20 protein-coding genes are annotated in these 21,217 nt (G+C 66.3%); 8 read left to right on the top strand and 12 right to left on the bottom strand.

What is annotated here, in order from left to right; genetic code table 11:
- Positions 1-14: 14 nt before the first annotated feature.
- Entirely contained in the window at positions 15-1,802 is a 1,788-nt protein-coding gene (locus tag WAQ08_RS02865) for a ShlB/FhaC/HecB family hemolysin secretion/activation protein (protein ID WP_422189131.1), read from the bottom strand.
- Positions 1,803-2,004: 202 nt separating this feature from the next.
- Between WAQ08_RS02865 and WAQ08_RS02860 the strand changes: the two genes are divergently transcribed.
- Complete coding sequence (locus WAQ08_RS02860; RefSeq protein ID WP_422189130.1) at positions 2,005-2,940, top strand: ABC transporter ATP-binding protein; 936 nt, start codon at positions 2,005-2,007, stop codon at positions 2,938-2,940.
- The gene (locus WAQ08_RS02855) at positions 2,937-3,707 is read left to right on the top strand and encodes an ABC transporter permease (RefSeq protein ID WP_422189129.1); all 771 of its coding nucleotides are present in this window, start codon (positions 2,937-2,939) and stop codon (positions 3,705-3,707) included. Before WAQ08_RS02860 ends, WAQ08_RS02855 begins: the two co-directional genes overlap by 4 nt.
- 30 nt (positions 3,708-3,737) lie before the next feature.
- Here WAQ08_RS02855 and WAQ08_RS02850 read toward each other — a convergent pair whose 3' ends face one another.
- Positions 3,738-4,118: a hypothetical protein gene (locus tag WAQ08_RS02850; RefSeq protein ID WP_422189128.1), complete on the bottom strand. Its 381-nt coding sequence runs from the start codon at positions 4,116-4,118 to the stop codon at positions 3,738-3,740.
- A 125-nt stretch (positions 4,119-4,243) separates the two neighbouring features.
- Here WAQ08_RS02850 and murU point away from each other — a divergent pair, with 125 nt between their 5' ends.
- Positions 4,244-4,945, top strand: a complete 702-nt coding sequence (murU, locus tag WAQ08_RS02845; RefSeq protein WP_422189127.1) for an N-acetylmuramate alpha-1-phosphate uridylyltransferase MurU — start codon at positions 4,244-4,246, stop codon at positions 4,943-4,945.
- 11 nt (positions 4,946-4,956) lie between these two features.
- The gene (gene speD / locus WAQ08_RS02840; protein ID WP_422189126.1) at positions 4,957-5,382 is read left to right on the top strand and encodes an adenosylmethionine decarboxylase; all 426 of its coding nucleotides are present in this window, start codon (positions 4,957-4,959) and stop codon (positions 5,380-5,382) included.
- Here the strand turns inward: speD and WAQ08_RS02835 are convergent.
- The 5 genes from WAQ08_RS02835 to WAQ08_RS02815 all read right to left on the bottom strand — a co-directional run bounded on the left by WAQ08_RS02835 (position 5,343) and on the right by WAQ08_RS02815 (position 11,661).
- The gene (locus tag WAQ08_RS02835) at positions 5,343-6,986 is read right to left on the bottom strand and encodes an FAD-dependent oxidoreductase (RefSeq protein WP_422189125.1); all 1,644 of its coding nucleotides are present in this window, start codon (positions 6,984-6,986) and stop codon (positions 5,343-5,345) included. The two genes, speD and WAQ08_RS02835, sit on opposite strands and share 40 nt — an antisense overlap.
- Positions 6,987-7,123: 137 nt before the next feature.
- Positions 7,124-8,722, bottom strand: coding sequence for a polyamine aminopropyltransferase (locus tag WAQ08_RS02830; RefSeq protein ID WP_422189124.1), 1,599 nt, complete (start codon positions 8,720-8,722; stop codon positions 7,124-7,126).
- Complete coding sequence (locus tag WAQ08_RS02825) at positions 8,715-8,939, bottom strand: DUF350 domain-containing protein (protein ID WP_422189123.1); 225 nt, start codon at positions 8,937-8,939, stop codon at positions 8,715-8,717. Before WAQ08_RS02825 ends, WAQ08_RS02830 begins: the two co-directional genes overlap by 8 nt.
- 78 nt (positions 8,940-9,017) lie before the next feature.
- Entirely contained in the window at positions 9,018-10,604 is a 1,587-nt protein-coding gene (locus tag WAQ08_RS02820) for a DUF4178 domain-containing protein (protein ID WP_422189122.1), read from the bottom strand.
- A gap of 13 nt (positions 10,605-10,617) precedes the next feature.
- Positions 10,618-11,661, bottom strand: a complete 1,044-nt coding sequence (locus WAQ08_RS02815; protein ID WP_422189121.1) for an SPFH domain-containing protein — start codon at positions 11,659-11,661, stop codon at positions 10,618-10,620.
- Between the two features lie 164 nt (positions 11,662-11,825).
- Between WAQ08_RS02815 and WAQ08_RS02810 the strand changes: the two genes are divergently transcribed.
- The 4 genes from WAQ08_RS02810 (at position 11,826) to WAQ08_RS02795 (ending at position 16,019) form a co-directional block, all read left to right on the top strand.
- Entirely contained in the window at positions 11,826-12,413 is a 588-nt protein-coding gene (locus tag WAQ08_RS02810) for a porin family protein (protein WP_422189120.1), read from the top strand.
- Positions 12,414-12,564: 151 nt separating this feature from the next.
- Entirely contained in the window at positions 12,565-13,095 is a 531-nt protein-coding gene (locus WAQ08_RS02805) for a hypothetical protein (protein WP_422189119.1), read from the top strand.
- A 10-nt stretch (positions 13,096-13,105) separates the two neighbouring features.
- On the top strand, positions 13,106-14,506 hold the full coding sequence (gene miaB / locus WAQ08_RS02800) for a tRNA (N6-isopentenyl adenosine(37)-C2)-methylthiotransferase MiaB (protein ID WP_422189118.1): 1,401 nt from the start codon (positions 13,106-13,108) through the stop codon (positions 14,504-14,506).
- 130 nt (positions 14,507-14,636) lie between these two features.
- Positions 14,637-16,019 carry an L-serine ammonia-lyase gene (locus WAQ08_RS02795; protein ID WP_422189117.1) on the top strand — a complete coding sequence of 461 codons (1,383 nt, stop codon included), beginning with the start codon at positions 14,637-14,639 and terminating at the stop codon, positions 16,017-16,019.
- Here WAQ08_RS02795 and WAQ08_RS02790 read toward each other — a convergent pair.
- From WAQ08_RS02790 to WAQ08_RS02770, 5 genes are all read right to left on the bottom strand, one after another.
- Positions 16,000-17,253 (bottom strand): GGDEF domain-containing protein, encoded by a 1,254-nt coding sequence (locus WAQ08_RS02790; RefSeq protein WP_422189116.1) that lies wholly within the window; start codon positions 17,251-17,253, stop codon positions 16,000-16,002. The genes WAQ08_RS02795 and WAQ08_RS02790 overlap by 20 nt on opposite strands.
- Before the next feature lie 8 nt (positions 17,254-17,261).
- On the bottom strand, positions 17,262-18,467 hold the full coding sequence (locus tag WAQ08_RS02785; RefSeq protein WP_422189115.1) for a GGDEF domain-containing protein: 1,206 nt from the start codon (positions 18,465-18,467) through the stop codon (positions 17,262-17,264).
- Positions 18,468-18,550: 83 nt separating this feature from the next.
- Positions 18,551-19,429 carry a metal-dependent hydrolase gene (locus WAQ08_RS02780; protein ID WP_422189114.1) on the bottom strand — a complete coding sequence of 293 codons (879 nt, stop codon included), beginning with the start codon at positions 19,427-19,429 and terminating at the stop codon, positions 18,551-18,553.
- A 35-nt stretch (positions 19,430-19,464) separates the two neighbouring features.
- The gene (locus WAQ08_RS02775; RefSeq protein WP_422189113.1) at positions 19,465-20,502 is read right to left on the bottom strand and encodes a CaiB/BaiF CoA transferase family protein; all 1,038 of its coding nucleotides are present in this window, start codon (positions 20,500-20,502) and stop codon (positions 19,465-19,467) included.
- Positions 20,503-20,504: 2 nt separating this feature from the next.
- On the bottom strand, positions 20,505-21,217 hold a 713-nt coding region (locus WAQ08_RS02770; RefSeq protein WP_422189112.1), incomplete at its 5' end, for a 3-hydroxyacyl-CoA dehydrogenase family protein.

The following is a 21,217-nucleotide window of genomic DNA, read 5'->3' as shown; positions in this document are numbered from 1 at the left end:
AATTCGGGGAGGGATCAGAAGGCCAGGGAAACCACGGCACGCATGGAGGTGCCGTCGGTGTTCATGTGGTCAGGGCGCTTCAGCGGCTTCATCACGAAGGTGTCCAGCGTGGCCGGGCCCCAGCGCAGTTGCAGACCCAGGGCGCCACCCATGATGCAATCGTCGTCACCGCGGTAGCCGTTGACATCCGGTGTCTCGCGGGCATAGACGCATCCGCCATCGATGGCGGCATAAGGCCGCCACGATCCCACCGCGCCCTTCAGCTCGAACGGCGAGCGCACGCCCACTTCATTGCGCCACACCCAGCCGCGGTCATTGGCCAGGGTGTCCCTGTCGAAGCCGCGCACGCTGTAGATGCCGCCCACGAGCATCTGCTCGGAGCCGTACATCACGTCGTTGGCGTACTGACCGTTCCAGGAAGTGGCGATGTCGACCGTGCGCGTCCCCACAGGCAGGTAGGTCGCCCACGAGGCCGAAGCCCGCACCTTGGTGAACTGGGCCTGCGGCGCCCAGTCCGGCGCAACGCTGGGATCCTTCAAGGCACCGAACCAGCGCTTGCCCTCGGACAGGCCCACCGAGGTCTGCATGATGCCACCCACCAGGGGACGACGCAGGGCCAGGTCGATGTCCAGCACCGTGAGGGCGCGGCTGCTGACCTCAAGGTACTGGCTGGCCAGATAGTTCTTGGAGCTCTTGCGGGTGAGCGTGCCCGACAGGGTGACCAGGTTGTCGCGGTCACGGTAGACGGTGTAGTCGCCACGTGTGTAGTACACGGTCGAGTCGCCTTCGGACGGCAGGGACACACCACCGGGCGTGACCAGCGTGCTGAAGTAGCTCGACTTGCTGGCACCGACCGTGAACAGCAAAGCGCCGTAGGGAATCGAGTAGGTCAAACTGTTCGACTGCGAATCGCGGCGCTTGTCGTGGCGATCCAGCGTGCGGCGGTCCGTGACACTGATGAAATCGTTGAAGCCGAAGGGGTTGTCGTACGACGCGCTCAGGCCGGCCTGGTTGCGGCCGGTCGATTGGGAACCGAAGTTGTCCACCGAGGCACTAACGCGCCAGGCCTTCACGGGGTTGTTGCGCACCACCAGGATGCTCTCGCCCGGCTGCTCGCCCGGCTCGATCGACATCGTGGCATTGTTGGAACCCAGGCGGTTGATCTGGTCCAGACCTTGCTCGATGTCACGCAGGTTCAGGGGTTTGCCTTCGATGCCGGGAAACACATTGCCCGGCGAGATGCTCTTCTTGCCACCGTCTTCGATGCGCAGTTGCTTGAGCACGCCTTCGACCACGGTGAGTTCCAGGCTGCCGCCGCTCAGATCCTGCGCGCCCAGGTAGACACGGGCGGTGATTCGGCCCTGCGACACATAGTGCGCGGTCAAGTCGCCCATCAGGCGTTCGATGTCGTTGGCGCTCAGGCAACGGCCCACATAGGGCTTGAGCAGCGAATCACGCGTGCTCGCCAGCAGGGCATTGGCGCCCTTGAGCTTGATCTCGCGGATGTCGCGGCACGGGCCTTCGGGGCGTTGGGCCGGGCGTTGAACGGTGCCTGCATCCAGGCTGGTGGGCGGGCGAGCCCGCTCACGTTGCTGTTCGAGCTGACGCAACTGACGCTGCTGCTCTTCCTGCTGGATGCGTTCGATGCGCTGCAGATCAGCGGCCGATTGCGCTTGGGCGTGCGGGGCCTGCGTCATCAGCAGCGCTGCCGCCAGGACCGTCAGTGAGAAGGGGGATGCCCACAGGGCAAGGGGAGAGGCGCAGGAAGGCGCCTTAGCCAGTGCGAGAACAGAACGTGCCATTGAGATCGTGACCGGAAAACGTATAGCCTGTTAAGGAGGACAGCGCATTCGCGACTGGTACGAATGGCGCTCCGAGCTTTATCGGCCACGATTGGCACTTTTTTAACTTTTGTAACGTGTATCAATTGCCCACTAATCCGCGGACCACGTCATGTTTTTCCGCGCCAGCGAAACCTTTGGGCTTGGGCTATCGTTGCGGCCCATGAGCGCGATCATTTCCATCTCCCAACTCTCCAAGTCCTACGCCTCGGGCTTTCAGGCGCTCAGGAACGTGAGCCTGGATGTCCGCAAAGGCGAGATCCTGGCGCTGCTCGGCCCCAATGGCGCCGGCAAGACCACGCTGATCAGCACCGTCTGCGGCATCGTCAGCCCTACCAGCGGCACCGTCACCGTGGGTGGGCACGACATCCTCAAGGACTACCGTGCAGCACGTTCACTGATTGGCCTGGTGCCGCAGGAGCTCACCACCGACGCCTTCGAATCCGTATGGGACACGGTGTCCTTCAGCCGGGGCTTGTTCGGGAAACCGGCCAACCCGACGCACATCGAGAAGGTGCTGCGTGACCTGTCGCTGTGGGAGAAAAAGGACAACCGGATCATGACGCTCTCGGGCGGCATGAAGCGCCGGGTGCTGATCGCCAAGGCCCTGTCGCATGAGCCGCGCATCCTCTTTTTGGACGAACCCACCGCTGGCGTGGATGTGGAACTGCGCCGCGACATGTGGCGCCTGGTGCGCGCGCTGCGCGACTCAGGGGTCACCATCATCCTGACCACGCACTACATCGAAGAGGCCGAAGAGATGGCCGACCGCATCGGCGTGATCAACAAGGGCGAACTGATCCTGGTGGAAGACAAGGCGGCGCTGATGCACAAGCTGGGGCGCAAGCAGCTCACCGTGCAGCTGGCCGAGCCGCTGAGCGCCGTGCCCGAGGCACTGAACAGCTTCGAGCTGACGCTGGCAGGCGATGGCCAGCAACTGGTCTACACCTACGACACCCAGGCCGAGAACACCGGCATCGCGCCGCTGCTGCGCGCTCTGGAAAACGCCGGCATCACCGTCAAGGACCTGAGCACCACGCAAAGCTCGCTGGAGGACATCTTCGTGAACCTGGTGCATTCGAAGGAGGCCCGCGCATGAGCAGCTTCAACCTCCGTGGCGTGAGCGCCATCTACAACTTCGAGATGGCCCGCACCTGGCGCACGCTGATGCAGAGCATCTTCTCGCCGGTGCTGTCCACCGTGCTGTACTTCGTGGTGTTCGGCTCGGCCATCGGTTCGCGCATGGAGTCGATCGACGGGGTGAGTTACGGCGCCTTCATCGTGCCCGGCCTGGTAATGCTGTCGCTGCTGACGCAGAGCGTGTCCAACGCTTCCTTCGGCATCTACTTCCCTCGCTTCACGGGCACCATCTACGAGCTGCTGTCAGCGCCCATCTCGACGATGGAAATCGTGCTGGCCTATGTGGGTGCGGCGGCCACCAAATCGCTGATCCTGGCGGCGATCACCCTGGCCACGGCCACCTTCTTCGTGCCGCTGCGCATCGAGCATCCGGTTTGGATGGTGCTGTTCCTGGTGCTCACGGCCGTGACCTTCAGCCTGCTGGGCTTCATCATCGGCATCTGGGCCGATGGTTTCGAGAAGCTGCAGATCATCCCGCTCCTGATCATCACGCCGCTGACCTTTCTGGGTGGCAGCTTCTACTCCATCCACATGCTGCCGCCCTTCTGGCAGGCCGTATCGATGGCCAACCCGGTGGTCTACCTGATCAGCGGCTTTCGCTGGAGCTTCTACGGCGTGGCCGATGTGAGCGTGGGCCTGAGCCTGGGCATGACGCTGGTGTTCATGGCGCTGTCGCTGGGCATCATCGCGTGGATCTTCAAGACGGGCTACCGGATCAAGAACTGACCCGGCGCAGGCCCTTTGGGCTTGTCCGCGTCAGGACAGATGGGCCGTCAGGTCCGTGCCTTCCTCGTTGCTGGCGGTGCAGGCGTAGTTGGCCAGCAACCAGGTCAGGAAGGTGCGCGAGTACTCGGCGAAATCCGCCCCCGCGAACTGATTGACCAGGATCTCGTCGGGCTCGACCTTGATCAGCAGCACGTACGGCAGCGCAGCTTTGGGGTTGGCGGCGATGCTGGCCTCGCAGCGCGCCTTCGAGGTTTCCGTGCGGAAGATCAGGAAGATCGCAGGCACGGCAGGATGCTGCCAGCAATGGCCCAATGGCCTGACCACCTCGATCACACGCTCGGTGTCGAAGCTGCCACTTTGCGGCGACAGATACAGCTCCTGCTGGCTGAGCAGCTTGTCCATGTTGGGCATTAAGGCATCCTGACACTGTGTTGACAATGGCGACACAGCATCAAGGGTAGCCGAATGTGGCATGCCATCGCCAAAGTTCCATGCAGGAAGCCAACGCACCCGCTTCCTGTCGTCTAATCAAGCACATGCCCAACCTGCCCGCCCTCATCCTCGCCGCCGGCCGCGGCGAACGGCTCAAGCCGCTCACGGACCACACACCCAAGCCGTTGATCCGCGTGCAAGGCAAGCCGCTGATCGAATGGCACCTGGAGGCGCTGGCGCGTGACGGCGTGCTCGAGGTGGTGATCAATACCGCCTGGCTGGAGGATCAATTCCCCGCCGCCCTCGGCGATGGCTCGCGCTGGGGGCTGCACATCCATTACTCCATGGAAGGCCGGGACCACGGCGGTGCGCTGGAAACGGCCGGCGGCATGGCCAAGGCCCTGCCCATGCTGGGCGAGGCTTTCTGGTCGGTGTCTGGCGATGTGTTCGTGCCGGGCTTTCGCTTCGACGAGGCTGCTGCGCACCGCTTCCTGGAGCGCGATGACTGGGGCCACCTGTGGCTGGTGCCCAATCCGGCACACGTGCCGCTGGGTGATTTCGCCATGGACGAGCAGGGCCGCGTATTGCCCAAGCACCTGGACGTGGCGCGCCCATGGACCTACGGCAACATCGCGCTGTACCGGCCGGCGATGGTGAATCACCTGCCGGCCGGCACCAAGGCCGCGCTGCGCCCCAGCATGGACCGCGCGATCGAGCACGGCAAGCTGAGCGCCGAGACCTGGCTGGGCCCGTGGACCGATGTGGGCACGCCCGAGCGCCTGGCATCGCTCAACCAAACGGCTTGAGTGCCACACGCATGCAGCCTTGCACATCCATCGACGCGCACGCAGGCCTGACCGGACTGCACATCACGGCCGACCTGAGCGGCTGTTCGGCGCAGCACCCCTGGATGACACAGCCTGCGGCGCTGCGCGCGGCCTGTCTGGCCCAGGTGGCGCAGGCCGGCCTGAACGCCGTCGGTGATCTCTTCCACGCGTTCGCGCCTGCCCTGCCGGGCCAACCCGCCGGCATCACCGGCATGGTGCTGCTGGCCGAATCGCACCTGGCCGTACACACCTGGCCCGAAACCGGCCACGTGACACTGGACGTGTTCGTGTGCAACCTGCTGAGCGACAACCGCGAGCGTGCCCAAACCTTGGTGGACGCGCTGGTGACGGGCTTCGAGCCGGCCGCCGTGAACCGTCAGGCCGTGTCACGCGGCCTGCCCCAGGCCATCCGCTGAGGCGGCCCTTCAATGCGCAGCACCTGGCGCGCCGCGCGCACGCCATGGGTGAAGGCTTCTTCGAACACGGAGTAGGCCGACAGGTCCGAATGGGCCCAGTGCAGGCGGCTTTGCCGTGCGGCCTCGCCATCGGCCAGGGCCGCCAAGGCTGGGTGCCCCCGCAGGCCCGGCGTCGGGATGGCCATGGCATGGCCCCAACGCATCAGGTCGATGCGCAGCAGCTTGCCGGGCAGATCGGGGTGGACACGCGCCAGGTCGTCCACCACGTTCTGTGCCCACCAGTGCCAGGGCTGTGACCACAGCAGGCCCCGATGGCGCTGCTCATCCTTCACATCACGGCCACCCAGCGCCCAGTAGTGCGTGAGCACCACCGGGGCATCCTGCGGCGCCGGGGCCAGGCTCTGGTGTCGCGCATTGACATAGCCGAGTGAAGGCTCGGCCAGCGCCGCCGGCCCCTGCCGGGTGTAGGCCACGTTGTCCCATGACAGGGGTGCCCCCTGGCGTTCGATCAAGGGCTCGCGCAAGGCCAGATTGCTGACCAGCCAGGGCGCCTGGCGCCACAGGGGTTGCACAGCCGCCAAGGGGGCTGGCGGCGCGGCCAGCAGGCGATGCCCGACCATCAGGGGCACGGCCATCACCACGCGCCGGGCGATCCACCGCTCCGGCCGATTGCGCCGCACGGACCAGCTGTCCACCACCACCTCGCGCCGGCCTGGGGTGACGGCCAGCGCCACCGTGGCGGGATGCCAGCGATCGCCCAGGCCCTGGGCCAGACGGCGCACCAGCCAGGCATTGCCGTCGGGCCAGGTCAGCAGCGCATCGGCGGATTCATCGCCCTCATGGCGGCTGACGAAGTACTGCAGCCCCGCCCAGGCCGACACACGGGCCGAGCCGGCGCCGTAGTCATCACGGCAGGCGTAGTCGAGCGCCCAGCGCAGGCCCGGGTCGTCCAGGCCCTGCTGGTCCAGCCACTGGTCGAAGGTGATCGCATCAAGCGCTGCCAGGCCTGCGTTCCAGGGCTTGCGCACCGTGGGCATGGCAAAACCCAGCGCCTGGCGCAACTGCCTGGCCTGCTGCATGAAGCGCTCATGCTGGCGGTGCGTGTTGGCCCCCGCGGGCAGCAGCCCCTCCTGCCAATGGCCAGGCCAGTAGGCGCCCACCGTGGCGCCGACACCAGGATCGGTGTCGGGCATGAACAGGCGCTCCTGCGGGCTGTGACAGAGGTAGCGCTCATCGCCTACCCAGCGGCCTTGCTGGCGCCTGATCAGGCCCTGACTTTCCAGCCACTGCGCGACCTCGTGCGCATCCTCCCCCGGCACGGGCAGGTAGTGTGCACCCAGAGGGCAGGGTTGGCCCATCAGCACATGGCCGCGCGAATGGCCGCCGGGCTCGTCATCCAGGTCCAGCACGGCCAGGTCGTCCAGACCGTTGTCCTGCAGCACGCGCGCTGCGGCCAGCCCAGCGATGCCACCGCCCACCACCAGCGTGTGCACACGGCGCGTGAACACGATGCGCCCACCCGGGCGCCAGCGGCCATCGCGCCAGGCATGCCCACGTTCGGCCAGTTGCCCCACCCAGCCACCTTCCAGTGCATCAGGCAACACCGATTGGGAACCAGGCTTTGTGGTCGCTGCTCCACGCGGGCCACACCCCGGCAACACCAGCCCCGCAGCGCTGGCCGCCCCCACCCCCAGCAGCCCGCGCCGGGACCACATTGGCGGCATGTGCACCGGTGCAGCCATCAGCGCACCTGCCCCCACTCTTGCTCGAAGGTGTGCACCAGGCCCTGGTTACTCAAGCGGTTCGGCTCGGCCGGCACACGAGCCATGTCAGGCGGGAACACAAACAGCCCGGGCAGTACGGCCGGCGACAGGAAACGCAGGCCCGAAGGGAGATTCGCCTGCCAATCGGCCGGCGCGCGCCATGCCCGGCGATGGGCCAGCACGAAGCCCCACTCTCCGAAGCTGGGCACATGGGCGTGGTAGGGCGTGGCGCTGAGGCCCACGGCTTCCAGCGTGCTGACCACGGTCCAGTAGCTTTGCCGCGCGATCAGCGGCGAGGTGGTCTGCACCACGGCGTAGCCGCTGGCCGCCAGATGCTTGTCGAGCAAGGCGTAGAAGGTGGTGGTGTAGAGCTTGCCGATGGCGTGGTTGGTGGGATCGGGGAAATCCACCACGATCACATCGAAGACCTCATCGTGCTGGTCCAGCCAGTTGAAAGCATCGGTATTGACCACGCGCACCTTGGGCGAACGCAGTGCATCGCCATTGAGCGCGCGCAGGCGATCGTCTTGGCCGAACAAGCGCGTCATGGCCGGATCCAGCTCGACCAGCGTCACCTGCTGTACGCCAGGATGGCGCAGCACCTCGCGCACGGCCATGCCATCACCACCGCCGAGCACCAGCACCCGGCGCGGCGCGCCATGGGCTGTCATCGCCGGGTGCACCAGCGCCTCGTGATAGCGGTACTCGTCACGCGACGAGAACTGCAGGTTGCCGTTGAGGTAGAGCTTGGTCGCGCCATGGCCATGCGTGAGCACGATTCGCTGGTAGGGCGTGTGCTCACGCAGGACGATGCCTTCGCCGTAGAAGCGGTCCTCCGCCCAGGTGGTCAGCGGCTGGGCCCCCACCATGCCAGCACCCAGCACCAGCGTGGCCAGCGCGCAGGCCAGCGCATGCGCGCTCCAGGTACGCAATTCGGCCCGGAACAGCCACAGGGCCCAGGCGGCCACCGCCACGTTCAGCAGCCCGAAGAACAGGCCCGTGCGGATCAGACCCAGGTGCGGCACCAGCAGCAGCGGAAAGGCCAGCGACACGGCCAGCGCGCCCAGGTAATCGAAGGTGAGCACCTCGGCCACCAGATCCTTGAGTGCATAACGCTGGCTGAACTGGCGCTTGAGGATGCGCATCACCAGCGGGATCTCCAGCCCCACCAGGATGCCCACCAGCAGCACCATGGCGTACAGCAGCACGCGGAACGGGGTGGTGGCTGACGCTGGCAGCAGCGTGTGCGCCACGAACAGCAGTGCCGGCATCAGCCCACCGCACAGGCCCACCATCAGCTCGATGCGCAGGAAGTGCGCCACCAGCTGGCGCTCCAGGTAGCGCGACAGCCACGAGCCCACGCCCATGGCGAACAGGTAGGCCCCGATGATGGTGGAAAACTGCAGGACCGAATCGCCCAGCAGGTAACTGGCCAGGCTGCCTGCGGCCAGTTCGTAGACCAGCCCGCAGGCAGCCACCACGAAAACCGAGGCCAGCAGCAGCACCTCGGCCGGGCTCACCCGCCCGCCCTCCCCGCCTTGCGGGATCGGTGCAGCGCCTGCGGCCGTGTCAGCCATGGATGGCCGCGGCCACGATCTGCCCGATGGCCAGGCACATGGCGGCCACCACGATGGCCAGGGCCACGTTCTTCTTCTCGACGATCTCGCCCCACAAGTCGTACGGGGTGAGCTTGTCGACGATGATGAAGCACAGCCAGAAAAGCGCCACGCCAATCAGCGCGAAGACGATGGAGCCGACGAAGACGCCGGGCTTGAGCCACTCAAGTTCGAACATGGGATTTCCTTTCGGGATCGTCAGCGCCCGCCATGGACGCGATTGTGCGCTGGGTGCAAGACGGGCTGGTGCAGGCGCTCACTTGTGGGAGCCTCCGCTGCTGTAGCCGCCCCAGGAGCCGCCGCCTGAACCGCCCCAGCTGCCACCGCTGCTGCCGGCGCGGGACGAGCACTGCTGGTACTCAAGGCTGGCCGCGCCGTAGGTGTCCCGCACGCGTCCGCACTCATCACTGCTGCAGCGGGCCAGCATGATCACCACGATGATGACCACCAGCACCCACACCCAGCCCTGTTCGCCAAAGGACCAGGAGCCTCCCGCCCCCGCATCGCGCCTGAAGGCAGCCGCCTTCGCGGCGTGGATGCCGAACGCCTTCATCACCACCGCCGCATCGATCGCACGCCCGGCCGACCAGGTGATCTCGGAGCCGGTCTGCTCGCGGTTGAGCTGGTGTGTGCCATGCGAGCCCGTGCCCACGTAGTCGGTGTTCAAGGTGCGCTGGTCACGCCGTACCTTCCAGTAGAACTCGCCGATCACATAGGTGGTCTTGGCGGTGTAGGTGTACTTCTTGCGGTAGGTCACGCCCTTGAAGGCCGCCGTGGCCGAACGGGTGGAGGGCACACCTGTCACCGGGCGCACCACGCTCCAGCCGTCCTCGGCATCCACCAGGAAGGCAAAACCGTTTTGCTGGTTGTAGAGCAGGTACTCGCGCCAGAAGGTCTGCTCGTCCTCGCTGCTTTCAGGCTCGTCGCAACGCTCCTGGTAGCCGACCACCTGCCAGTCATCGGCATAACCCGAGCCCTCGGCGTCGAGCCGGCCCGTGCGGCCCATGGGGATCAGGGGCTCCAGCCCATTGTCCTGCGCGTAGTAGCCCAGGCCGGCGCCCTCATCCTTCTGGGAGATGTCGACCACCGACTTGCATGAGGGGCAGGCGATGGACAGGCTCTGCCCCAGCCGTGGTGTCAGCGGTGTCCCGCAGTTCGGGCATTCGATGCCGCTGCTCTTGACCTTGGCCTCCGACGACCCCTCGCGCAGGCCGCTGAGCGCCAGATCGGGCAAGGCCACGGCACGGCCCACGAAGCGCCTGGGTGGTGTCTCGCTGTCGTCGATGGACAGCACTTGGCCCTGCGTGTCGCGCAGCTCCAGCACGGTGTGCGCTTGCTTGAAATCCGGCACGAAGGCCAGTTCGCCCTCGGCCGCCTGCACACGCGCCATGGCGACAGAAGCCACCACCCACGGCGCCTGGTCGATGAACACGGCCTGCCCCGGCGCCACACGTGCCCAATGCTCAGGCAAGGCGCTACGCGCCGGCTGCTCGAAGGCGAAGACGTGCTGCCCGTTGTCCTCGCTCAGCCAGCCCGAGCGGCCGTTGTCGAAGAGTGCATGCCACTCGTTCCAGACGCCTTCGTCGTAGGCCATCTGCGCACGGCCCACCAGCATGAACGGCTCGCCCTGGTAGCGGCCGGCCACACCCAGTTGCAGCGGGCTGTGGTCATCGAACAGATCGGCCACCTGGCCGATGCGCCGCAAGGTGTCGCCATCGCGCAGCAAGGTGCTGCGGCAGTAGCTGCACACGGCCATGGGCGAATCGGCCGAGCGGAACTCGACCGGCGCACCACAAAAGGAACACAGCGCGCGCCAGGCGCGCTGCGGCGTCGGATCAACCATGGGCGAACAGCGCTCAGACCAGCTTCTTGAGCAACTCGGCCTTCTTGGCGCTGAACTCGTCGTCGGTCAGGATGCCCTTGGCCTTCAGGTCAGCCAGCTTTTCCAGGGTGGACATGACCTCGTCAGGGCGCAGGGGCAACACGGCCGGCGCGGCAGCAGCCCCCGGCACAGGCACTGCCCCCTGCAGGCCCTGCTGCAGCGACTGGGCCATGGCCTGCCCCAGCGCCAACCCGGCCCCCAGCCCGGCGGCATCGCCCGCGACCGAACCGCCCGAGCCGCTGCCCGCAGCCAGCGCCGGCAGCGATTGCGCCGTCTGGTACTGCACGAACTTGCCCATGTCGTTGCCGACCATGCCCATGCCGATGCGCTGATCCAGGATCTTCTGAAGCTCTTCAGGCAGGGAGATGTTCTGCACCGTCACGCCTTCAAGGCGCAGGCCGATGGCATCGAAGGCTGGTGCGGTAGCCAGTTGGAGCGCCTTGGCGAAAGCCACCTGGTTGGCCGCCAAATCCAGGAAGGGCACACCGCTTTGCGCCACGGCATCGCTGATGTGCTGCAGCATCAGGCCACGCAACTGCCCATCGAGATCGGCCATGGTGTAGGCCTCGCGCGTGCCCGACACCTCGGTGTGGAACTTGCGCGGATCGACCAGGCGCAGGCTGTAGTTGCCGAAGGCGCGCAGGCGCACGGCACCGAAATCCTTGTCGCGCAAGGTGATGGGCTGCGCCGTACCCCAGCGCATGTCCAGCTGCTGGCGCGTGCTGAAGAAATACACATCGCTCTTGAAGGGCGAGACGAACAGCTTGTCCCAGTTCTTCAGGTTGGTGAGCACCGGCAGCGTCTGCGTGCTCAGCTTGTGCGTGCCCGGGCCGAACAGGTCGGCCACCTGGCCTTCGTTGACAAACAGCGCCATCTGCGATTCACGCACCACCAGCGTCGCGCCGTTCTGGATTTCACGGTCCTGGAACGGATAGCGCCAAGCCAGCAAGCCATCGGTGGATTCCGTCCACTCGATGACGTCGATGAACTGCTTCTTGATGAAATCCATCAGGGCCATGCCGCTGTTCCTCCCGTATGCACCCTTTGTTGTTCAGGGCTCGTTATGACAAGGGTGGATCTTTGCACAAAACGACACCCTTTCCCACACAGCTTTACGTGTGAAAGACACGTCCTTGACATGCCGAACCAACACTGAAGTGGCACTCACGAAAGGAGTTGTGCATGACCTTCCAACACAAGACAAAGTCCCTGCCTCTTCAACGCACCCTGGGCACCATGGCCGCCGCCATCACCACCACCCTCATGGCGGCGGGCAGCGCCCACGCCCAGTTGGCTGCCACACCTGGCTACTACGTGGGCGGCAATGTGAGCCAATCCCACCTGAAGGACGACAGCCCCCTGGGGCCCGGCACCGATCGCAGCGACACCGGGTACAAGTTCTACGGCGGTTACCAGTTCACCCCCAACTTCGCCCTGGAAGCGGGCTATGCCGGCCTGGGCAAGTTCCAGGCACCTTCCGGTGATGTCAAGGCCCGTGGCCTGTACCTGGATGCCGTGGGCACCGTGCCGCTGGCACCGCAATGGTCAGCGCTGGGCCGCGTGGGTGTCGTCGACACCGAATCCAAGATCTCCGGCAGCGGCCTGACCGTGAAGGATCACGACACGGGCCTGAAGGTGGGCGCCGGCCTGCAGTACGACTTCAGCCCCAGCACCGCGCTGCGCGGCGAGTGGGAACGATACCGCGTAGGCATGGACAGCGTGCGCACCAATGTCGACCAGTACTCGCTGGGCCTGGTCGTGAAATTCTGATCCGCCATGCGGCCGGCGTTCCGGCGCCGGTCGCCAGCCCGGGGCTGTGCCACCGCCGCATACCCTGGGCCCTTGCAGGATGGCCCACGGTTGATGGGATCCAGGGCCCCGGCTAAAATCGCCGGTCTTTCACAGCCCCTGGATCTACACCATGCCCCGCTGTCCTCAGCTGGCCCCGGCACTGCCCCGGGCCGGTTCAGCCCTGTTCTGTGTGGCCTCCTTGACCGCCCTGACGCTGGCCTTCAGCAGCGCTGCCGTGATGGCCCAGAGCGCCGCCACGCCCGCCAGCGCGCCGTCGTCTTCCGCCAGCGCGCCTCCACCACCGCCCCCGCCGAAGGTCGATCCCAACCTGATCGTGCCGATGCAGCTCTCACGCGTGCTGCCCACCACCTCGCTGCGTGGCGAAGTGCTGTTCAGCCAGCCGCCCGAGGTCGTGCTCAACGGCAAGACCGCCGCCCGCCTGGCCCCTGGTGCTCGCATCCGTGGCGAGAACAACATGCTGGTGATGTGGGGCATGCTGATCGGCAAGAAGCTCAAGGTCAACTACACGATCGACACCTACGGCCTGTTGATGGACGTGTGGATCCTGCGTGAAGATGAGTTGGCCCAACTGTGGCCCACCACCACCGAGCAGGCCGGAAAGTGGACCTACGACCCCCTGAAGAAAACCTGGTCCAAGTGAGTAGTACGAGATGAGCGCCCTGCCCGAATCCCCCGATACCGCCAATAGCGCCGCCCTGCCCGCTGCCACCGCCAACGCGGGCAAGAAGGTCTACATCAAGACCTACGGCTGCCAGATGAACGAGTACGACTCGGACAAGATGTCCGACGTGCTCAATGCCGCCAAGGGCTACGAGCCCACCAATGACCCGGAACAGGCCGACCTGATCTTGTTCAACACCTGCTCCATCCGCGAGAAGGCGCAGGAGAAGGTGTTCTCCGACCTGGGTCGCGTCAAGCACCTCAAGGAGCGCGGCGTGATGATCGGCGTGGGCGGTTGCGTGGCCAGCCAGGAAGGCGCGGCCATCATCGAGCGCGCGCCGTATGTGGACGTGGTGTTCGGTCCGCAGACCCTGCACCGCCTGCCCGCCATGCTGGAAAAGCGCCAGCAGCAAAAGCGCCCGCAGGTCGACATCAGCTTCCCCGAGATCGAGAAGTTCGACCACCTGCCGCCGCCGCGCAAGGAAGGCGCCAGCGCCTTCGTGTCGATCATGGAAGGCTGCTCCAAGTACTGCAGCTACTGCGTGGTGCCCTACACGCGCGGTGAAGAGGTGTCGCGCCCGTTTGACGACGTGCTGACCGAGGTGGCCGACCTGGCCGACCAGGGCGTGCGTGAAGTGACCCTGCTGGGCCAGAACGTGAACGGCTATCGTGGCCGCATGGGCGACACGACGGAGATCGCCGACTTCGCCATGCTGCTGGAGTACGTGGCCGAGATCCCCGGCATCGAGCGCATCCGCTACACCACCAGCCACCCCAACGAGTTCACGCAGCGCCTGATCGACGTCTACGGCAGGACGGGCAAGCTGGTCAACCACGTGCACCTGCCCGTGCAGCATGGCTCCGACCGCATCCTGATGGCGATGAAGCGCGGCTACACGGCGCTGGAGTTCAAGAGCACGATCCGCAAGCTGCGCCTGGTGCGCCCGGACATCCGCATCTCGTCGGACTTCATCGTGGGCTTCCCCGGCGAGACGGACGATGACTTCGCCAAGATGATGAAGCTGGTCGACGACATCGGTTTTGACGCGTCGTTCAGCTTCATCTTCAGCGCCCGCCCCGGCACGCCGGCCGCCGCGCTGGAAGACACCACGCCGCAAGAGGTGAAGCTCAAGCGCCTGCAGACGCTGCAGGCCGTGCTGGAGGGCCATGTGCAGCGCTTCAGCCAAGCCCTGGTGGGCACCACACAGCGCATCCTGGTCGAAGGCCCCAGCCGCAAGGACCCGACCGAGCTGATGGGCCGCACCGAGTGCAACCGCATCGTCAACTTCCCCGGTGGGCCGCAGCCGCAGCGCCTGATCGGCCAGTTGATCGACGCAAACATCACGCTGGCCTACCCGCACTCGCTGCGGGGCGAGATCGCCACGCGCTGATTCGCTGCGCCGCAGCATCGCCGGGGGCTTGCGTCGAGCGCGAACAAGCCCCTGACAAGCGCCTGTAGTTCACGAAAGCCCTGCCCCACGCCGGCGTCCGGAGGTCTACGATGAACCCGAGAGGTTCACCATGGCCGTGTCCGTCTTCGATCTGTTCAAGGTGGGAATCGGGCCCTCCAGTTCCCACACCGTCGGGCCCATGCGGGCCGCGCGCCTGTTCGCGCTGCGGCTGCAGCAGCACGGCCTGATCGATGCGACGCGCCGCGTGCGCTGCGAGTTCTTCGGCTCGCTGGGCGCCACGGGGCGCGGGCATGGTAGCGACAAGGCCGTGCTGCTGGGCCTGTGCGGGCATGAGCCTGATCAGGTCGACGTGGACCGCATCGACGCGATCCTGGCCGACATCCGCCAGCAGCACCGCCTGCCCTTGCTGGACACCCACGGCGTGGCGTTCGATGTGGAAGCCGACCTGATCTTCCACCTGCACCACAGCCTGCCCTTCCACCCCAACGCATTGCGCCTGAGTGCCTTCGACGAGCACGGCCAGGCACTGGCCCAGCGCTGCTACTACTCGGTCGGCGGCGGCTTCGTGGTCAGCGAGGAGCTGGCCCATGACAGTGCCCGCCAGCACGACGTGGCGCCCGACACCGAGGTACTGCCCCTGCCCTTTCACAGCGCGGCCGACCTGCTGGCCTTGTGCGAGGCGCACGAGCTGGACATCGCCGGCGTGATGCGCGCCAACGAGCGCCTGTGGCGCAGCGATGCGGAGATCGACACCGGCCTGCTGCACATCTGGACCGTGATGCAGGCTTGTGTGCAGCGCGGCTGTGAACACGAAGGTGTATTGCCTGGCCCGTTCAAGGTGCCCCGCCGCGCGCCAACGCTGTCGCGCAAGCTGCAAGCCAACACCAGCCTCGACCCGCTCGCCGTGATGGACTGGGTGAACCTGTTCGCCCTGGCCGTGAACGAAGAGAACGCCGCCGGTGGCCGCGTGGTGACGGCCCCCACCAACGGCGCCGCCGGCATCATGCCGGCCGTGCTGCACTACTACCGCCGTTTCGTGCCCACGGCGACTGACCGTGGCGTGATCGACTTCCTGCTCACGGCAGGCGCCATCGGCCTGCTCTACAAGGAGAACGCCTCCATCTCAGGGGCGGAGGTGGGTTGCCAGGGCGAGGTGGGCGTGGCCTGCTCCATGGCCGCCGCGGGCCTGTGCGCCGTGCTGGGTGGCACGCCGGCGCAGGTCGAGAACGCGGCCGAAATCGGCATGGAGCACCACCTCGGCCTGACCTGCGACCCGGTGGGTGGGCTGGTGCAGATCCCCTGCATCGAGCGCAACGCAGTGGCAGCGGTGAAGGCGATCAACGCGGCGCGCCTGGCCCTGCATGGCGATGGCACGCACCACGTCAGCCTCGACCAGGTCATCAAGACCATGCGCGAAACCGGCGCGGACATGCAAAGCAAGTACAAGGAGACCTCACGCGGAGGCCTGGCCGTCAATATCGTGGCGTGCTGAACAGGCCTTCGATCAGGCCAGGTTCGGAGTCGAGCGCCGAATCCTCCTCCGGAGGCGCTTCCTTGGGGGCGGCTTCCGGGAATACCGAGGGCACGGGCTCAGCCAGCACCACCTGGTTGCGCCCGCCGCGCTTGGCCTCGTACAGGGCCGCGTCGGTGCGCTCCAGCGTGTGATTCAGGGTGGCATGGGCCACGTGCAGCGCCAGGCCCGCCGAGAACGAGACGCGCAGCCCCGGCACGCTGTTGGACACGGCCAGGCGCGTCAACTCGGCCTGCAGGCGCTCCAGCGGATGGCGGGCCTGCTCGGGCGTGGTGTCAGGGAACACGACCAGGAACTCTTCGCCGCCCCAGCGGCCCAGCACGTCGGAATCACGCAGCACGGCCGACGCCGCATGCGCGAACGAGGTCAGCACCTCGTCGCCCACCTTGTGGCCGTGCCGGTCGTTCACACTCTTGAAGTGGTCCAGGTCGATCAGGGCCAGCGTGAAGCGCTCGCCATAGCGTTCCAGCCGGCCCAGGCAGGCTTCCAGCCTGTCCTGCATGTGGCGGCGGTTGTACAGGCCCGTGAGCGTGTCGCGCGTGGCCAGGTGCTGCACCGTGGCCAGGGCCTGCTTGAGCTCCTCGCGCTGGCGCTTGAGCCGGCTGCGCCAGGCATTGAGCTGGATGGCCGTGAACACCAGCACCGGCACCACGCTGACCAGCAGCTCGAAGCGCACCAGTTCACGGTTGAAGGGGTAGAAGCCCGGGTCGTACTGGCTCAGGATCAGCATGCAGGCGCCCAGGCCCACCACAGCCGCCCCACCGATCACCAGGGACTGGCGCGGCGTGTGCGTGTACATGCCGAACATGATCACCAGCGACAGCAGCACCATCACCACGCCACGGTCCTCCGGGCGGATGGTCAGGTAGGCAAAGCCGATCGCCACCACCGCCAGCGCGTTCTGCGGCAGCATCATGGTGGGGTCGGAGAAGCGCTTGGATCGCCCGCTGCGCACCAGCACCAGCGCCACCACGCACGCGGGCAGCGTCACCCAGGCCAGCACCGGCGGCGCCATGGGATGCATCATGCCGATCTGGGACGCATGCCAGGCCGCCACGCAACACACCGAGTAGACCAGCAGGCACAGGGCGATGGCCAGCACGCGCGAACGGGTAGCGCGATCAGACCCCAGTGCCCACAGTACCAGAGGCGTGGCCGCTTCGACGAAGGTGAGGGGCTTGGCAGGTTGCGTCATGGGCCTCATCACGGTGACGACGGGTGCAGGCGGACCACCGGGGCTACAGAAGCGTTAGGGCCTCGCGGCGCAGCGGGCGCAGGCGACGGCGATGTGGCCGGTGGCTGCTCGGCGATCAGGCAACGGTTGCGCCCGGATTGTTTGGCCTGGTAGAGGGCCTGGTCGGCACGCTCGATCCAGCGGTCCAGCGACTCGCCGTGTGAGAACTGCGCCAGCCCAGCCGAGATCGTGACGGTCAAGTTGCCACTGTCGCCCATGGGGTGGGCAGCGATGTGGTTGCGCAGGCGCTCCACGGCCACCCAGGCCTGGGAGGCATCCACGTGGGGCATCATCAGCAGGAACTCTTCACCGCCCCAACGGCCCAGTTGATCGACCTGGCGCAGATCACCCTGGGCCAACGAGGCGAAGGAGCGCAGCACCTCGTCGCCCATGCGGTGGCCGTAGTGGTCATTGACCTTCTTGAAGTGGTCGATGTCGATCAGGGCCACGCACACGGGGTTGCCGGAGCGCGACACACGGGCCAGCTCGGATTCGAGTTGGTCGGTCATGGCACGGCGGTTGAGCAGACCGGTCAGCATGTCCGTGGTGGCCAGCGCCTGCGCCTGCACCAGGGTCTGGCGCAGCTCGTCGGACTGGCGGCTGATGCGCACGCGCATGGCGCTGATCCACATGGCCACGACGGCCAGCGCCATCAGCGACACGGCGGAGACGGTGAAGTGCGTGAGACCCCGCTGCAACGAGAAGCCCGGCTCGCCGGACCACACCAGCCCGAACTGGGCCACGCTGACGCACAGCGCCGCCCAGCCGCCCAGGAAAAGACACTGGCGCGGCCTGAGGCGAAACATGGCCACGGCCACAGCCTGGGCCAGCAGAATGATGGTGTCGCCCCGGTATTCACCGATCAGCACATAGGCCAGCACGATGATGAGGATGGAGACCATGCCGTGAGGCATCGCCAGCACGGGATCTTCGAAACGCTGCGACCAGCCGCTGCGCACCAGCACGAAAAACAGGAGGAAGGTGGTGGCCATGCAGCCGAGCAGCAGCCCGAACACCCCCGCGCTGATCAGCCCCAGCCAGGCCGAGTGCGCCATGATGGCGGCCGTGAGCGCGTAGATCAGCCCGGCACCCAGGCCGAACATGACGTGACGGCGCACCGGCCCAGTGCCGGTGATCCAGTTGACCCAGGGGGGAGTGCTGCTTAGGGTGGTCATAGGGGGATGGCTCCCTATGTTATCGACGTCGACGGGGAGAATTTAACGTCGGCGCCCCTGATTAACCCTTGTTGCAAAGCAGGTCAAGTGCTTGCCTTGAGTGCCGCATCACCCGCGGCGATCGGATCGCCCGTGCGTTCGAACACCTCGCGCCAGATCTGGTAACTGGCCAATTCCCCCGTCTGCCACGGGTGAAAACCGGGTTTGAAGTACTTCACATAGTGGCCCAGCAGCGGCAGGAACAGCCCGCCCGGCTTGTACAGCCACCACAGGCCGCGCGCCATGATGCCCGCACGTTTCAGACCCCTGAAACCATCAACCTGCAACATATAGTTCACCACCAGAAGCGTTGCCAGCGGGAACGAGAAGGACGTGAAGACCAGCGGCAGCACGCGCCGCCAGTAGCCCACCTTGGCCACCTTCTGCATCACGTCGAAGGCCACAGCCTTGTGCTCGACCTCTTCGATGGCGTGCCAGGTGTACATGGCGCGGATGCGCGGATCGGCCTTGTCCAGCACGCGGCAACTCTCGAAGCCATGGGCCATCAGCGCGGTCATGTGCTCGAAGGCGGCGGTGAGCGCCAGCGTGGTCTCGGGCTTGAGGCGCTTGCGCAGCACGTCGAACAGGAACCACACGGTCTGGCTTTCCAGCGACTTCACATGGATGCGCTGGCGCTTGAGCCGGTCGTTGAACTGGCGGTGCACGATGCCGTGCTGGCCTTCCTGGCGGGTGAAGTCCTTCACCTCTTCCAGCAGCTGCGGGTCGCTGATCTGGTCCTTGAAATCACGCACGCAGCTGATGAAAAAGCGCTCACCTTCCGGGAAGAAGATCGACATCGCGTCGAAGAAGCGGCTCTTGAAGGGGTCGTTGTCCAGCCAATGGCGGGGGATGTCGCCCTCCAGCCCGAAATCGAGCTTCTCGCGGGTGACGATGGGATGACTGGCGGCTTGGGGCGTCGTCATGGCGGTTCTTCTTCGGGTGCGGTACGTCTATGGGCTCAGGCGGAGATCACCCACGGCGCGCGCCCCGCCCCAGCGAACAGGCCGTGGGCTTGGGCCTCGGCCAGCGTGAGCACGGGCGTGACGCAAGCGTCCACCTTGTCAAAGACATCGGCCCAATGTGACAAAGGTTGAGCAGCAATGAGTGCCGCGACTTCGTCACGCAGGGCGTTGGAATCGGGCGAGTTGGGCAGCAGACCTCGCTGCCAGTGGCGATCCGCCCAATCGGGGCGACCCCAGGCCTCGCAGCACAGGCGCCAGAACTTCAGCTCCAGCGCGCCGACGGCCAGCGAACGGCCATCCGCCGTGGTGTAGAGGCTGTAGCAGGGCAAGGCGCCGTTGAGCATGTCCTCACGGGCGCCGGGCAGGCGCTCCAGCAAGGGCTTGAGCATGGCGCCCGTGGCCAGCGGCATCACCTGGTGGGCCCACAGGCCGTGCGTCATGCTGATGTCGATGTGGCAGCCCTGCCCGGTGCGCTGCACCTGCCAGAGCGCGGCCAGCAAGGCCACGCAGGCCATAGAGCTGCCCCCGGCCAGGTCACCCCACTGGATGTTGGACAGGGTGACGCTGCCATCAGGCCCGCGCATCTGGTCGAGCGCACCGGACATGGCCATGAAGTTCATGTCGTGGCCGGCCTTCTGAGCCCAGGGGCCCTCTTGCCCATAGCCGGTGATGGAGCACACAACCAGCTTGGGGTTCAGGGCCTTGAGGCTGTCAATGTCCAAGCCCATGGCCGCCATCACGCCGGGGCGGAAACCCTCCACCAGCACGTCGGCATCCTGGATCCACACGCGCAGCCGGTCTTTGTCGGCCTGCTGCTTGAAGTCGATCGTGCGGACATCCTTGCCCGGGTTCAGCGCCGCGTACAGCGGCGGCAGGCCCCGGGCCGGGTCGCCTTCGGGCGGCTCGACCTTGATGACCGTGGCCCCCAGGTCGGCCAGGATGCGCGTGGCGAAAGGCCCCGGCAGGTTGCGCGTGAGATCGACCACGCGCAGCCCCGCCAGAGGGCTTGCCGCTGAAGGCGTGACCGCACTCATGCTCAGACCACGTCAGCGAAACGACCACCTTCGGCGGCCAGCTTCACCACGATGGCGGCCGGCTCGAAGCGCGGGCCGTACTGGGCCGCCAGCTCACGCGCCCGCTCGGCGAACTTGGCCGGGCCCACCGCGTTGATGAACTGCAGTGCGCCGCCCTGGTGGGGCGCGAAGCCCCAGCCGAAGATCGAGCCGATGTTGGTGTCGGCCACCGAACGCACCACTTTCTCTTCATAGCAGCGCGCGGCTTCGTTGGCCTGGGCGTAGAGCAAGCGGTCCACGATCTCCTGCTGCGAAGGCTGCTCCGCCTTGGGCGGGTACACGTCCAGCAGGCCGGGCCACAGGCTCTTCTCTTTGCCGACGTAGTCGTAGAAGCCCTGGTTGGCCTTCTTGCCGATGCGCTTGTGCTCGCCGCCCACCTTCTGCACCACGGCGAAACCAGGGTGCACGGGCAGCGTGATGCCTTCGGCTTCCAGATCCTTGCGGGTGGTCTCGGCGATGTAGAGCGACAGGCTCAGCGACACTTCATCCTGCAAGGCCAGCGGCGGCATAGGCATGCCCGCCTTCAGGCCGGCGACCTCGATGGAACGGGGGTGCACGCCCTCGCCCAGCATGGCCATGCCTTCCATGATGTAGGTCGTGAACACGCGCGAGGTGTAGAAGCCGCGCTTGTCGTTGACCACGATGGGCGTCTTGCCGATCTGCAGCACGTAGTCGA

It is taken from the genome of Aquabacterium sp. (genome assembly GCF_049274795.1).
Lineage (GTDB): Bacteria > Pseudomonadota > Gammaproteobacteria > Burkholderiales > Burkholderiaceae_C > Aquabacterium.
Note: the sequence above shows the minus strand (reverse complement) of the source record. Positions and strands in the feature narration are given on the sequence as shown.